The following is a 14,476-nucleotide window of genomic DNA, read 5'->3' on the forward strand; positions in this document are numbered from 1 at the left end:
AGTCTGTAACAGTATCTTATTAGTTTTTAATCAGGCTGATAAACTCTTCGCGGGTTTTAGCTACCTCAAAAACTCCCGTAAAGTCGGAAGTTGTTGTGACCGCTCCGTATTTCTGTACACCCCGCATCTGCATGCAGGTATGTTGTGCTTCTATTACCACCATTACTCCCAGCGGATTGAGCGTTTGCTGGATGCACTCTTTGATTTGGGTCGTCATACGTTCCTGAACCTGAAGGCGGTGGGCAAAGATGTCGACCACACGGGCAATCTTGCTCAGTCCGGTAATGTATTTGTTGGGGATGTAGGCCACATGTGCTTTTCCAAAGAACGGGAGCATGTGGTGTTCGCAGGTGGAGTAGAATTCAATGTCTTTCACGATGACCATTTGGCGGTAATCTTCGCGGAATTTTGCCGAAAGCAGTACTTCGCGGGCATCCATCTCATAGCCCTGAGTCATAAACTGGACTGCTTTTGCCACACGTTCGGGAGTTTTGATAAGGCCGTCACGTTCAGTGTCTTCTCCAAGTAATTTGAGAATTTCACCGTAATGGTACTTCAGCTTTTCGAGCTGTTCGTTGTCTTGTTTTACTATTTCCATCGCGGAATGTTTTTGAAGCTGCAAAAATACGAAAACCTGCCCATATTACGGACAGGTTTTTGTTTATCAGTTCAAATAAAGATTATTGTTTGGTGAATGTCAATGCAGCCGTCGGCGAATTACTCTGTACTATCTCAAGCGTGGTAGTGGAGGTAAAATCCCCGTCCAGTTTGTCTCCATTCGATTCTTTGATCGAGATATTGGGACTGGAGTAGGTATAGGTGAATGCCACAGAACTACTATTAACGGTGTATGTACCGGCTGTTGCCGAGGTGAATTTCAATACCTGTATGTTACCCGATGTTGAGCATTTCCAGCTTGTGTTGATGAGCGAGGTGGGTGCCGAGTCTGTTTTAGAACAAGCGGTTAGCAGAAACAGCGACACACAAACAGTTAGGAATATTAACTTTCTCATAAGCCAAATCTATTATTGGTAAAGTGTTAAGACGATTCTTTGTGCAAAAGTAGTGTCAATAGATGAACCGGAGAAAAGCGGAGGCTCTTTTTTAGTGAAGTTTCACGTTATGGATTTGCTTTCAGCGTTTTTTCACAACCTGATTGGGCATCATAATATAATGCCAGCCACAAAAGGGTTGATGCTGTATTAATGATGACAATTGCAAAGTACTTAAAATGACAATATGATTAGCTGTCATTAAATTTGAATTTTAGAGTGTAATTGTTCTTTGTCCGGCTACAAAAGTACGATAACAAGTATTATATTTCGCTATCTATTGTCTTTACAGTGTCGGTGATCTTTAACGAAAGATTATCAAGCATACTGTATTTTCGTTGATACAGAGCCCGTTTGGAGGTTTTAATCTCTATTGGTTCTTTCTGAACGGCGACTAACGGAAGTTCATACCAGCCATCGTCGAGCAGTTGTCCTCCTGATTCCTCCCATAATGCGTTGTAATTAAATTGAATGCTATGTAATATGGGAATGTAGATTGCATGTTTACAACGATATGCCTGGATGGCATCGCCAGTGCCATAAATAGCTACCATGCCTAACTGTCGGGAAAATTCTTGGATTGTGAACACTAACAATGATTTCGGGCGAAGTCCATGTAGTAATTTTTGTGCTGTTTTTGCCGGATATGAATCCTTCTTCTGATGTCCCTGAACACAACCGATTCTGCAAACCCATTGGCCTGAGTTTATTTCTTCAAATGAAAATGCTGCGGCAGCGATAACTCCCCCTAATTGTTCACATGCAAACGATAGTATAAGTTCTCCTTCTTTCCGGTATTTGTAATCGTACCCTAATGCTAACTCTCCCTCAATAGCATCATTGAGGTTAAACTTCGCCAGGACCAAACGGTTTTTGGTAATTACCTGCAGAAATTTTTCTTTGCTCCGGATGTAACGATAGGTATCAAGAATAACCTTTACTTTCTGTTTTTTCGACCACCGTGTTGACATATACACCCGGAATGGTTTTATATAAAGCTGTGGACGATTAGAAAATATAACTTCAAAATCTGATGATTTTATGAATGCAAACCATTCGGATGCAAATCCGGGATTAGCAAGAGCATGCACAAGGCATTTCCACTTTTGTTTCCTCCGATAGCTTTTGCTTTCATCTGCAAAGGCTTGTGATGCAAGTTGCCAGCTATCGTGTATAACTTGGAAAAATGAGAATTGAGATATAGAAAACATGAGAGAGCTGATTTAGTTTGAGTATGAAATGAAGTGACAATTGACCCTGATAAATCGAATCAACTTCTTCATTAATAAATTAATTGCTCACAATATTTGATAAATCACCCGATTGAATGCTCAACATTTTCTCACATTCGGATATGTAGATGTTGAATGCGGGAAAATAGGCATTTCTTGGATCGGACAGATAAAAAAGGAGCTTAGTTCTTGCAGCAACTAAGCGTGTGTTGATTGGGGAGGTTGTGGCAGTACTTCTTTGTAACAAAGACAGATGGTGCTCTCATTAGCGGGAATAATCCTGAAATGGCTGAGTTGTTGTTTTTTTAGATCAAATAGTAATTTCAGATATTGAACTGTTTTTAGATCTAAATGGGCAATATGTTGTAGTTTGGCGATATTGCCACTAATAGCACGGTCGTGAAATGTATGTTTGGAACAACCCATGATGTTTTCAAACACAAACTCGATCATTGAATCTATATAATCTAGGTCATCAATATCAACAACTATTTTTGACGGAGTATTATAAAATTCAATAGAGTTGATGCTCCGGTTAAAGGTTTGTATTGCCAGAAGCAAGATCAATCCATGCCCGATAATATTTTTAAAACTCAGTTTCATTTCAACTGTAAAAATAATACTAAAACTCTTTTTCTGTATTTAAGATTGCAGGTATGACGCATTTAAAATTTGTCTATAATAACAGAGTAGTATTTTATTGGGTCGTCTGACCCAATAAAAATGGCAGAGATTTTAAATTGCAAACAGCCGTCAGGCCTTTTTCCCACCCTTAAAGACCTCAGAAGAATCAATAGTGGAGCAATATAGCCAATGGGGAACTTTACAATCCTTTATCCGCATTAAGGCTCAAATAACTGATAAAGAAACAGGTGCTCTCTCCAATAATACACGTGACTATATTTCATCTCTTGAAGAACTCCTCTATCCGTTCCCGTTGGGATATTGAAAATAAGCTGCATAGGACTGCTAAATCAAAACTCCACGCTGAAAAAGAGCAAACCCTGCAAAATGTAAAAAGCATGCGGTGATGATACTTATAGGGGAGTATTGATAAAAATCTTAAATGCGTAATTCCAGTGGCAATGTTCCGGAATTGCCTTTCGAGCAGTATATTTTCCTACCTTTGCACCGACAAATAAACACAACTAAATCATGGAAAAGAAACAGAGCCGGGAGACTCTTTGCGTGCAGGCAGGATGGAATCCCAAAACGGGCGAACCACGTGTATTGCCTATCTATCAGAGTACAACTTTCAAGTACGATACCAGCGAACAGATGGGTCGTCTTTTCGACCTCGAAGAGAGCGGCTATTTTTATACCCGTTTGCAAAACCCGACCAACGATGCGGTGGCCGATAAAATCGCGCAACTCGAAGGTGGAGTGGGGGCAATGCTTACCTCCAGCGGACAGGCGGCTTCGTTCTTCTCGTTTTTCAACCTCTGCTCTGCCGGCGACCATATTGTAAGCTCTTCCACCATTTACGGTGGTACTTTCAACCTTCTGGCCGTTACCATGAAGAAAATGGGAATCGAATGTACGTTCGTCGATCAGGATGCTCCGGCAGAAGAGATTGCTGCGGCTATCCAACCTAACACCAAGGTACTTTTCGGTGAAACCATCGGAAATCCATCCATTTCGGTGCTCGATATTGAAAAATTCGCCAAAATTGCTCATTCCAACGGCATTCCTTTGATTGTGGACAATACCTTTGCCACTCCTATCAATTGTCGCCCGATTGAGTGGGGAGCCGATATTGTGATTCATTCTACCACCAAATACATCGACGGGCACGCCAGCACGGTGGGTGGTGTGATTGTGGACAGCGGTAAATTCGACTGGGATGCTCATGCCGATAAATTCCCCGGCCTTACAGAACCTGATCCTTCGTATCACGGACTCACCTACAGCAAGGCTTTCGGAGAAAAGGCCTTTATTACAAAAGCAACCGTTCAGCTGATGCGCGACCTGGGTGCGATCCAGTCGCCACAAAATGCTTTTATCATCAATCTCGGACTGGAGTCGTTGCATCTGCGTATGGAGCGCCATTGTTCCAATGCCCAGAAGGTGGCCGAATACCTGGCAGCCAGCGAAAAAGTGGCCTGGGTGCACTATTGCGGACTGAAAGGCGATAAATATTATGATTTGGCACAGAAATACCTGCCCAACGGTTCTTGCGGTGTTATTTCGTTCGGACTGAAAGGCGGACGTGAAGTGGCTATTCGCTTCATGGACAACCTGCAACTGGCGGCCATCGTTACACACGTGGCTGATGCCCGTACATCGGTGCTTCACCCTGCCAGCCATACTCACCGTCAGCTTACCGACGAACAGTTGATTGCCGCCGGTGTGGCTCCCGATCTGATCCGTTTCTCGGTGGGGATCGAAAACGCAAATGATATTATTGACGATATAGAGCAAGCGCTCAATGCTTAACCGATCTGATTCGGTAATGAAAGAGCCTGATTGTCTTTTGATGATCAGGCTTTTTATTTAAGAGAATGTGACTTACGGAAATATATCCTGTCAAAATTGTGATTATTTTTGTTCGTAATAACAATTCCACATTAGGTTTCATGGCAACAATTCGGGAAAATAAAACAATTGTTCTGTATGCAGTGGTATTCACCTCTTTTGTGATTCCGTTTCTGTCGGCAGCCATCAATGTCGCTCTTCCTGATATTGCGCGTCAGTTCTCACTCAATGCCGTTACACTGAGCTGGATTGCCATGTCGTTTTTGTTGTCGTCGTCTGTTTTTCTGGTTCCATTCGGTAAGCTCGCCGATCTGTTGGGCCGGAAAAGAATCTTTATCTGTGGCAATATTATTGTGGGCATCACTTCGCTGCTGTGCGGGCTTTCCGTTTCGGAAGGAATGCTTATTGGAGTCCGCGTCATTCAGGGTATTGGAGGTGCCATGATGTACGCAACGGGGATGGCCATTATTACTCACATTTTCCCTCCCAATGAACGTGGGAAGGTGTTGGGCATCAATGTTGCAGCAGTTTATCTCGGGCTTTCCATTGCTCCGGTGGCGGGCGGTTTCCTTACCCAACTGTGGGGATGGCGAAGTATTTTTTTTGTGTTGGTGCCGTTTGAAATTGCGATTACTATTGCATCTGCTGTTTTTATTAAACCGGACGGAACAAAAAACAGTCTGGATGCCTTCGATTTCAAGGGCTCAGCCATTTATATGTTGGCAATTTCAGCTTTGATGTATGGCTTTTCGAAATTGCCCGACACCAACGCAATCATTTTGGCTGTTGCAGGTGTTGCATTATTGCTTTGGTTTATTCGCGTCGAACTACACTGTAGTATCCCGGTTATGGAAATCGGTCTTTTCCGCAACAACCGCATTTTTGCCTTTTCAAATCTATCCGCGTTTATCAATTATGCTGCCACGTTTGCCGTAGCTTTTATTCTAAGCCTCTATCTTCAGTATATCAAGGGCATGACACCCCGGGACACCGGTCTCTTGCTGATTAGTCAGCCTGTGGTGATGATGATCGTGGCAACCATTGCAGGTCGGCTTTCTGACAAGTATGATCCCCGGATCTTATCTTCCACCGGTATGAGTATTATAGTAGCAGGATTGCTGATGCTCTCCTTCATATCAGAAGATACTTCCCGCACTTTTCTGATAATTAGTCTTATAATTCTTGGTGCCGGATTTGGTTTATTCTCGTCTCCCAATACGAATTCGGTTATGGGGTCGGTTTCCAAACAATACCTGGGAATTGCTTCGGCAACCATAGGCACCATGCGTCTCACCGGTCAAATGATGAGTTTGGGACTGGCAACCCTCATGATTCACCTTTTCATTGGCGAATCGCATATTACTCCGGCACAACATCCGGCTTTTGTAACCTGCGTGCGGCTTTTGTTCGTTATTTTTGCCATCCTTTGTTTTATTGGCGTGTTTGCATCTTTGGCCAGAGGGAAGAAAAACAGTTGATTATGGAGTAGCCGAGAGAGTCTATAACGAAAAAAGGCTGCCGAAGCAGCCTTTTGTTTCTGACCAGTCTAATTATGCCAAACCGGCAAGAGCCGCCTTCACAGCATCTGCCAATGAAGTTGTAGGGCGACCGATCAATTTTGAGAGTTGATGTCCGTCGTCAAAAAGGTCTCCCTTTTCGGTAGGACCCTGGGTACCGGCTAAAAAGTGAGCTACGCCTTCGGGCAAACCGGCGCTGATAAGAGCAGCCGCATACTCTGCTACTGGTAAATTCGTATACGGAATATTCTTCCCGGTCTGTTTTGAAATTTCGGCTGCCAAATCGCTCATAGTATAAACCTCATCGCCGGCAAGTTCATACACTTTGCCTTCCTGTCCTTCGCTGGTAAGTACGACGACAGCAGCTTCGGCAAAATCGGCGCGTGCGGCGGAAGCTACCTTTCCTTCTCCCGAACTACCGAGTAAAGCTCCACCTGCCAAAACACCACCGATTGATCCGGTATAATTTTCGGTGTACCATCCGTTACGCAGCAAAACATAGGGAACTCCTGAGGCTTTTAGCGCAGCTTCAGTACCAAGATGTTCCTCGGCCAGCGACAGTGTAGAGGTGTCGGCGTGCAGTAGGCTTGTATAAACAATCAGCTTCACCCCTGCTTTTTTTGCAGCATTAATAATATTGGTGTGTTGTGGCAAACGTTGTCCGATTTCGTTTCCCGAAATCAATAACAATTTGTCGATGCCTTGAAAAGCCTTTTCTAACGTTTCAGGCTGATTATAATCAGCTTCGCGGGCTTCTACTCCAAGGGATGCCGCCTTTTGTGGCGAGCGTACAAGTGCCACAATATTTTCAGCGGCCACTTTTTCTTTTAGTTTATTGACAACCAGAACGCCTAATTGTCCGGTTGCGCCTGTTATTCCTATTTTCATAAATGCTAATTTTGAATGATGATTTATTTATTTTACTTCGTCGTAAATCCCGTCTGAATACGGTCCTGTCACCATGATTTTGTTTATATCGGGCAGATGAACGATCTCAGGAATGCTGACGGCATCAAAGTCGATATAAACGAGTTTTTCGGTGTCGGATCCGTTGCGTATTACGTGAGCTCCTTCGGCTCCGGTCGGAAATGTGATGGCGTCGCCGGCTTTTACGGTAATATCTCCTTTTGGAGTACGCACTATTCCGATCCCGCTAATAATATAAAAAACTTCTTCGCTCACTTCGTGATAATGATACCCGAAAGCATAATTTCCCGGTTCTACTTCAATGAAGTTGGCACGACATTTGGTCACGTCGGCAGCAGGAATTACCGGTTTAATAGTGAATTCGTTGCCATTACGGTTAATTTTTTCTCCTTCGGCCGAAAGGTAATTCTTTACAGTTATCTCTTTCATGCTATAATAATTTTTTTGTCTAATGTAGCATGGAACTTCATGTTGCTAGAAATTATCATATTACCCTTGGATGTTGTGAAGCAACATGTTCGTTTCATACTATAATAATTTTTTCGTTTTTGGTAATTCTGAATTCAGGCTGCGCGCAGCATAAATATCGGATCGAGTTGTAATTACTCTGCAAATGTATAGCACTACGGAGCCAGATGCAACATCGTTAGTAACGCACTTATTGGGTTACTAATATTGATATACAACGTTTTACGTATTGGGTGTTCTTGAAGATTTAACCTTATTTAAGTAGAGAGTGGCTTTCTTCCGATTGTGTTACTCTCTTTTGGAGATATTTTGTAATTTTGAGGCGATTAAATTTGAAAATGATGCAGGAACTTGATTTGAAATTTCCCACCTGTCCGGTTCGGAATGTGTTAGCCCGTTTCAGTGATAAATGGTCGTTGCTGGTGTTAGTGTGTATTCTTCAAAACGGGAAGATGAGGTACACGGAAATTCGTCGGTCAATCCCCGACATTTCCCAGAAGATGCTTTCTTCTACATTGAAACATTTGGAAGAAGACAACCTTCTGGTGCGGGAAGCGTATGCTGAAATCCCGCCCCGTGTTGAATATTCTTTAAGTGAAACCGGCGAAAGCCTTATGCTTGCCATGCGCATGTTGCTCGATTGGTCTTTGCAACACTTTCAGGAGGTGACGCAATAAATCCTGTTGCGGTACAGAGTTTAAAAACAGAGGCTGTCTCAGGTAAAATAATCAGAAACAGCCTCTTGGCTAAATGCTATTTAGCATTTTGATTGGCTAACGAACTCTCTATTTTTGAAATGGTACTACAAATTTTATAGTACCAGATCGATGATTTGTCTTTCACCTGTTGAAGAGTTGCCAGAGCTTCTTCCAGATTGCCTCTATCCATACTGATGAGTCCTTTTACATAACTTGAACCAAGATTATCAGTTTCTTTTGACTGCGATTTTGCCAGAAGTTGTTCTGCTTCATCGAGATTGACATTGAATTTAGCAAGGCACCATGCCAGTGTCCCCATAATGTCTTTGTTATCACGATCATTCTGAAGAGCTTTTCGTAAAGATTCTTCTGCTTTTGCTCCTTCGTTTTCCATTGTGTAGATTATCCCTTTTGTAAATTCAGGAGTATAAACGGTGTATCCCTTTTCCTTGGATATCTTTTGCATTTTATTCAGCAGGTTATTGACTTCTTCGTCATTACCATTTATCAATGCACACCGGGTTTGATCCCATAATAACGACATATCGTCAGGAGAAGCAGTCAGCCCTTTCTTGAATACCTCAGCTTCTTTCTCGTGCATGCCCATAGCATGACAAGCCGAACCGTAATTTTCATAGTATCCTGAATTTTTCCAGCCACTTCTCAATTCAACACATAAAGCTTCCAGTTTAGAAAACGCTTTTATTGCTTTTTCATATTGTTCTATGGCACAAAGATTCTCGCCTAAATCATCCCAGAAGATTCTGGATTTTCTGTCTGAAGTCAACATGGCATCGCAACATTGTTGTATCTCATTGCAATCTTTTGTAATGAGCAATCCGTGCCAAAGAGAGATCCAGTCCTGAAGGTCCTTTGGAAGAGTATCTTTGTTGTCATAAGCCATTTGTGCCCACCGTACCGACTCTTTGTAATGTTCAGGATTGTTCGCCAAAAGTGTGGCGTAAAAAGCTGCCATCGCAAAGGTAGAATCAATTTTAAATGCTTCTGTAAAAGCCTTAAGAGCGTCATTACTTTGATCTGCCATCATGTGATGCACTCCTTCCCAGTATTTATCCATAGCTTGTGGGGAAGCAGAAAATGCATCTTTGAAATCTTCTTCATAAGCGAATCCATGCTTCTCTGTGTCTATTGACTGTGCTTTTGAGAATGATGGTGATGAAGCATTTGCGGCTAATACCATTTTATTGAGTGTATTGACGCTCGGTTCGTTAGAACTCTGTTGATCAGTCGATTTTTGTCCGTTTACTGCCAGTACACACATAAATAACAAAGAAACCAACATAATTTTTCTCATAGATAGAAATTGCTAAGTAAATCAATCAGCGCATTGTTCGATTATTTATCTTTTTGGCCTGACAAACTTACAATTACCATTTCAGGCTAAAAGATCACATTTCTTCTTTGCGGTAACTGAACCCAAAGATTGTTGCAACGTAAGTTCAATTTGTGTGTTGCCTACAATTCAGCATTTCGGCTTTTGCTCCCTACTTTTTTGAGGGTTTTCAGGTAAATTCCCATATGTTTGATTATTGGATAATTGAAATATATTTCAGAGATATTCTGTATTCCTGAAGATTGCAGTGAAGTTGGTGCGGACAAGAAGATAGCGAACAGATAAATCGCAGTAAAGATACAATCAGGTAGTACGAATTGTCTTTTTGCAGCCAATTAATATGTCACGATGAATGTCCAAAAAAAAGCGGGTTGAAACTGAAATTTTCAGCTTCAACCCGCTTTGATTCTTGATTTATAATGAAATGATTAGTTCTGTAAAAACTCTTTCCAGTCTTTGGAGTCACCATTGAATAGGTTAATATCCACAATGCCGGAAGCGCCTGAACATTTGCCGCGTTGAGACTTTTGCCACAATGTCCATTTTTGGCTTATTTGAGGAGGAGTTCCGATGGAACATATCCAAATCGGGTTGTTCCTGAATCTGCCTTCAATATATTTCCGGTAAGAATTTTTATCGGCATAAATAACCACCTTACGGTTGGTTCTGCTTTCGATATTGCTGATAAAAGATTGAACTTCAGCGCTTACAATACCGGTATTTTTCGAAAAATTGTATTGGCCCCAATCTTCCACGTCAACTACCGGAGGAAGATCCAGCTCGCGAACATTTACCTGCGAAAGGAAATTGTCTGCCTGTTCTTTGCCGGTGCGGTGAAAACGGAAAAAATGGTAAGCGCCTACCGGTATGCCGGCTTCTTTGGCTTCTTTGATATTGTAAAGATAACGGGGATCAAGATAATCAGCACCTTCGGTGGATTTGATATAGGCAAAATCAATGCCCTGTCGCTTGATAATGTCCCAGTTGATGATACCTGTATGTTTCGATACGTCAATGCCCACGATCTGGTCACTGGTCATATATCTTGATATGTCCACACCGACCATTCTGTGATTTGCCCTTATATGTCTGTGCTTTTTTGAATGCTTGCCGTTGACACAAAACGAGCCGATAAATAAAAGCAATACCGCTAAAAATCCTACCCTGTACATGATACTTCAGTCTTTCTTCAAATATGATGCAAAATTACGGCTTAAAAACCAAACAGAGAAATTGAATCGATGTTAAGTGTTGAATTAATCTCTTGAATTATTTAAAAAGAAACAAAACCAGGAACCAAATTGCTTCATAGTAGTAATTTCGCTTATTTCCTGTCCTTCATTTTATTGATTTCCAGTCCGGCCTGAATAAAAGCGCCAAGTCCATGAGCATCATTGAGCGGAGTAGGGCGGGTGTAATAGAAAACCAGATCGTGCGAAATGCCTGTGCCGATACAGATACCGGAAATTTCTCCTTTTTCATTCACTTGTTTGGTAATTCCTTCCCAGGCACGTAGAGCAATCGTCCCGAATTCTTTGTCGAGCCATCCGCGATTGACCCCTTTGGCAACCGCATAGGCGAACATGGCTGAGCAGGAAGTTTCGGGGTATGAATCGTTTTTATCGAGTAACTGATGCCAAAGTCCCGACTGGCTTTGGTAGCGCGAAAAGCCAAGAATCTGACGCCGAAAAATCTGTAAGAGTTGCGGTCGGAGCGGATGGTTTTCGGGCAGTACATCGAGCAGATAAGCCTGCGCATAAATGCTCCAACCATTTGCACGCCCCCAGTGAGCGACACCCGGTTCTTTCAGGTAGTCGTAGTAGCAATGAAAATAGAGGCCGGTGATGGGGTCGTACAGCAGGTTACTGAACAGAATTACCTGTTTGGCGGCAAAATCGAGGTATTCGCTGTTTTTGGAATAGTCACCCATTTTCGAAAGAAAGGAAATGCTCATGTAAAGATCGTCCAGCCAAACAATCTTGTGACCTTCCGGTCCGCGGGAGAGCGTGCCGTCTGCAAGGCGTCCTTCTTTGTGCAGGACGTAATCCCCAACCCGGTCTATATAAGCTTTGTAGTCAGATCGGTTGTCGTACTGAACAGCGCAGATAAGACCAGCGGTCATGGCACCACAATCGTCCAGACTTTTCATCGCAGCAAAGCGATAATAGGCCGGATTGCGAATTCCTTTTTCGTATTCTTTTCGGATAAATGGGCTGTTATCGAAAATAAACCGATAATTCTTCAGCACGAAATCCTTGTACCTTTCATCGCCGGTTTGTTTGAAAAGGTCGAGCATGGCCATGTTGAGCACCCCGTCTACATATCGCCACTCCAGATATTTGCTCTGAAACGCAAAATCACCGTCGGCAGGTAAATTCTTCGAGTCGGAATAAACTTTTCCCGTTTTCTTATCCACAATGTTGTAGGAGTGTTCGTTCAGGATATTGTCGGCCACCGAACGGATCACCGACAAATCGTTGGATTGAGCCTGTAAGCTAAAGGCAGAAAATAGCAAAGGGAGAAGCAGTAATTTTTTCATGGTGTTTGCAATTTTATTTGACGCTTTTATCCGGTGAATAGGAAAGAACATTCCAAAGCGCTTTTATTTTAGCTTCGGGATCCCATTTTCCTCCGAATGTCCAAAGTGCGTTGATTTGTTTGGGTTTGGGTGATCCTTTCGCCTTTTCCAGATTGTTTCCCATCCAGGCGAAATTCCCGCCTTCGCGTTTCACGTTGTACATATACACCCGTTGACCCCAGGGGCAGGGATCGAGCACCTGATCGGTATAAGCATATCCAATCGGATGATCGATGATTTTGTCGGTCATCGTGCAATTGATGAGGAAAAACTGAGCGTCGTGGTGGTAGCGGCCCAGCGTTACCGGACGTTTCGAGTCGAAATGAGAATCGGTAATGACCAGCTTTTTATCGTAATCGCCCCGTCCGTCATGCCAGATTAACGCCCGTCCATCGCCATAAAACGAGCAACGGGTCGCATAGCACCAACCTCTCGGGCACAAAAAATCGACTCCCGGACAACGCAGGTTGAGATCCGCGTGGTAATACATCCCTCCCTCTTTTGCCCAGAGTGACAATGCGTCGTTGCCATCGGCCCATACGTTGCAATTAATGATAATGGTACGCGTTGCAGTCCCAAATATCGCCATTTGATGGGCAGTAGTCGGCTCAATGGTACTGCCGTAGTTATTATAAACGGTCATGCCACTGATAATACAGTTGTCAGCTCCATCCTGCAATACAATCACACCATTGCCGACTGGTTTGCCCTTGTACTCCTTCATTGTCCGTTTACTCGAAAGCTCCGCGAATATTATCCGTGTGCTGTCGCGATTTTCTCCGATCAATACGATATTCGGTTTGTCAATAATCACCTTTTCTTTGTAAATGCCGTTTTTTACCAGGATGACATAAGGTTTGTCCGGTTTTTCAGGGGCAGCCTCGATAGCCGCCTGAATGCTTGCGCCAGGGGAAACAATTGCCTGATAACGTTGGGCATGTAAAGGACTACATAGCATGATTGTGCAGCATGCTATAAAACTAGCAAGTTTGCTTTTCATGTTTGCTGTTATTTTGAAAGATGATTTTTCTTTTGCCATTCGGGAAATCTGGCTAACACTTTTGCCGGTTCATAGGTGTACCAGCCATAACCGTTTCGGCGTTCGTAACTTATTTCTGCCAGAGAGCTTCTCTTAATACCATCGCGACTACAGAAGAAAGGCTTCTCTGTTGTCAGATCGTAAAATCGGGCCCAAATAGGCGGTGCATCTTTATCTTCAAAGACAACACGGTCTCTTTGACCATTTTGGTTGGTTTCGCTTCCGATTTTTATCCCTTTTATCTCATGATCTTCGAACCATTTTTCTGCACCGTTTACAGCCGAAATAATGGCTTTTGACGGATGGTCGATATCCATCAATAACAAGGCGATACCTACAGATTCGGCTCCGCTGAAAGAAGCCAGTTCGTAGGCACGTGCATTAGCCGGAGCAAGTGTTTTTTCGTTGTGTTGAGCACACCAAACGGTGGGGTGGTGGTTAATCTGAATTTGTGTTTTGAGGATACATTCAACCCCTTTGTTGAATGCCATCTTCGCTTTTTCTTTAAGGTCTTTCCCCAACTCTAAAGGTGTAAATTCCTTATTATCAGAAAACAGATCTTTAAGCAGTGTCATTACATTCACCATGGCATTGTCGTTGTAGGTAATGTGCATCGAATAGGGTTCTGTTTTATCCAAAAGTATCTCATCCTGAGCATCTTTAACCGGAAAATACTGAGGCCATCCTCCATTTTCATATTGTGCCATGAAGATATACTTCACTCCTTTTTCGAATGCCTGCTTGTATCGTTCGTCTTTCAAGTGAGCATATACTTTCGCCAGAAAACGCAATTCAGAGATGGTCGAGCCATTGTCAAACGTTCCGCCTTTTTCATCTTTGGTTTGTAGATAGTGTGTTCTCAGCGAATCGGAAAACGGATGATGATAAGGTTCATTTTTCGCCCATCCTCCAATTTCTTTCTGACTGATCAACACATTTTCTGCCACCAATTTGGCTTCGTCAGTCCCATACCACTCTGATGGCATTCGGGTTGCCACCGTTTCCCATCTCATTTTGAGATAGTCTCCGGGTTTAACTTGTGGTTTATTTTGAGCAAAACCCAAGGTTAATGGGAAAAGCAATAGTATTGTGATTAAATAGTTGTTTTTCATCTGATTTTATGAGTTAAAGTCAAC

The 14,476-nt window shown here is 42.8% G+C and carries 14 protein-coding genes; 3 read left to right on the top strand and 11 right to left on the bottom strand.

Annotation, left to right across the window (positions count from 1 at the left end; all coding sequences use genetic code 11):
- Positions 1–19: 19 nt before the first annotated feature.
- From folE to F8N35_RS00060, 4 genes are all read right to left on the bottom strand, one after another.
- A complete protein-coding gene (gene folE / locus F8N35_RS00045) occupies positions 20–598 on the bottom strand; it encodes a GTP cyclohydrolase I FolE (RefSeq protein WP_293049317.1) in 579 nt (192 codons plus the stop codon).
- An 82-nt stretch (positions 599–680) separates the two neighbouring features.
- Positions 681–1,013 carry a hypothetical protein gene (locus F8N35_RS00050; protein WP_293049318.1) on the bottom strand — a complete coding sequence of 111 codons (333 nt, stop codon included), beginning with the start codon at positions 1,011–1,013 and terminating at the stop codon, positions 681–683.
- Positions 1,014–1,315: 302 nt separating this feature from the next.
- Positions 1,316–2,263: a DUF535 family protein gene (locus F8N35_RS00055; RefSeq protein WP_293049319.1), complete on the bottom strand. Its 948-nt coding sequence runs from the start codon at positions 2,261–2,263 to the stop codon at positions 1,316–1,318.
- 219 nt (positions 2,264–2,482) lie between these two features.
- Positions 2,483–2,887 carry a hypothetical protein gene (locus F8N35_RS00060; RefSeq protein WP_293049320.1) on the bottom strand — a complete coding sequence of 135 codons (405 nt, stop codon included), beginning with the start codon at positions 2,885–2,887 and terminating at the stop codon, positions 2,483–2,485.
- A gap of 552 nt (positions 2,888–3,439) precedes the next feature.
- Between F8N35_RS00060 and F8N35_RS00065 the strand changes: the two genes are divergently transcribed.
- Both F8N35_RS00065 and F8N35_RS00070 read left to right on the top strand, forming a co-directional pair.
- The gene (locus F8N35_RS00065) at positions 3,440–4,720 is read left to right on the top strand and encodes an O-acetylhomoserine aminocarboxypropyltransferase/cysteine synthase family protein (protein WP_293049321.1); all 1,281 of its coding nucleotides are present in this window, start codon (positions 3,440–3,442) and stop codon (positions 4,718–4,720) included.
- Between the two features lie 140 nt (positions 4,721–4,860).
- The gene (locus F8N35_RS00070) at positions 4,861–6,237 is read left to right on the top strand and encodes an MFS transporter (RefSeq protein ID WP_293049322.1); all 1,377 of its coding nucleotides are present in this window, start codon (positions 4,861–4,863) and stop codon (positions 6,235–6,237) included.
- 72 nt (positions 6,238–6,309) lie between these two features.
- On the opposite strand, the gene F8N35_RS00075 is transcribed toward F8N35_RS00070, so the two are convergent.
- Positions 6,310–7,164 carry an SDR family oxidoreductase gene (locus tag F8N35_RS00075; protein ID WP_293049323.1) on the bottom strand — a complete coding sequence of 285 codons (855 nt, stop codon included), beginning with the start codon at positions 7,162–7,164 and terminating at the stop codon, positions 6,310–6,312.
- 27 nt (positions 7,165–7,191) lie between these two features.
- Positions 7,192–7,632, bottom strand: a complete 441-nt coding sequence (locus F8N35_RS00080) for a cupin domain-containing protein (RefSeq protein WP_293049324.1) — start codon at positions 7,630–7,632, stop codon at positions 7,192–7,194.
- 377 nt (positions 7,633–8,009) lie between these two features.
- Here F8N35_RS00080 and F8N35_RS00085 point away from each other — a divergent pair, with 377 nt between their 5' ends.
- A complete protein-coding gene (locus F8N35_RS00085) occupies positions 8,010–8,348 on the top strand; it encodes a helix-turn-helix domain-containing protein (protein ID WP_293049325.1) in 339 nt (112 codons plus the stop codon).
- Positions 8,349–8,424: 76 nt separating this feature from the next.
- Here the strand turns inward: F8N35_RS00085 and F8N35_RS00090 are convergent, their stop codons facing one another.
- The 5 genes from F8N35_RS00090 to pelA all read right to left on the bottom strand — a co-directional run bounded on the left by F8N35_RS00090 (position 8,425) and on the right by pelA (position 14,452).
- The gene (locus F8N35_RS00090; RefSeq protein ID WP_293049326.1) at positions 8,425–9,684 is read right to left on the bottom strand and encodes a tetratricopeptide repeat protein; all 1,260 of its coding nucleotides are present in this window, start codon (positions 9,682–9,684) and stop codon (positions 8,425–8,427) included.
- Between the two features lie 467 nt (positions 9,685–10,151).
- Entirely contained in the window at positions 10,152–10,763 is a 612-nt protein-coding gene (locus tag F8N35_RS00095; protein WP_293049327.1) for a GH25 family lysozyme, read from the bottom strand.
- A gap of 284 nt (positions 10,764–11,047) precedes the next feature.
- Positions 11,048–12,262: a glycoside hydrolase family 88 protein gene (locus tag F8N35_RS00100; RefSeq protein ID WP_293049328.1), complete on the bottom strand. Its 1,215-nt coding sequence runs from the start codon at positions 12,260–12,262 to the stop codon at positions 11,048–11,050.
- A gap of 13 nt (positions 12,263–12,275) precedes the next feature.
- Entirely contained in the window at positions 12,276–13,301 is a 1,026-nt protein-coding gene (locus F8N35_RS00105) for a pectinesterase family protein (protein ID WP_293049329.1), read from the bottom strand.
- Positions 13,302–13,309: 8 nt separating this feature from the next.
- Entirely contained in the window at positions 13,310–14,452 is a 1,143-nt protein-coding gene (pelA, locus tag F8N35_RS00110; protein WP_293049330.1) for a pectate lyase, read from the bottom strand.
- Positions 14,453–14,476 lie beyond the last annotated feature (24 nt).

It is taken from the genome of Paludibacter sp. (assembly GCF_009712605.1).
Lineage (GTDB): Bacteria > Bacteroidota > Bacteroidia > Bacteroidales > Paludibacteraceae > Microbacter.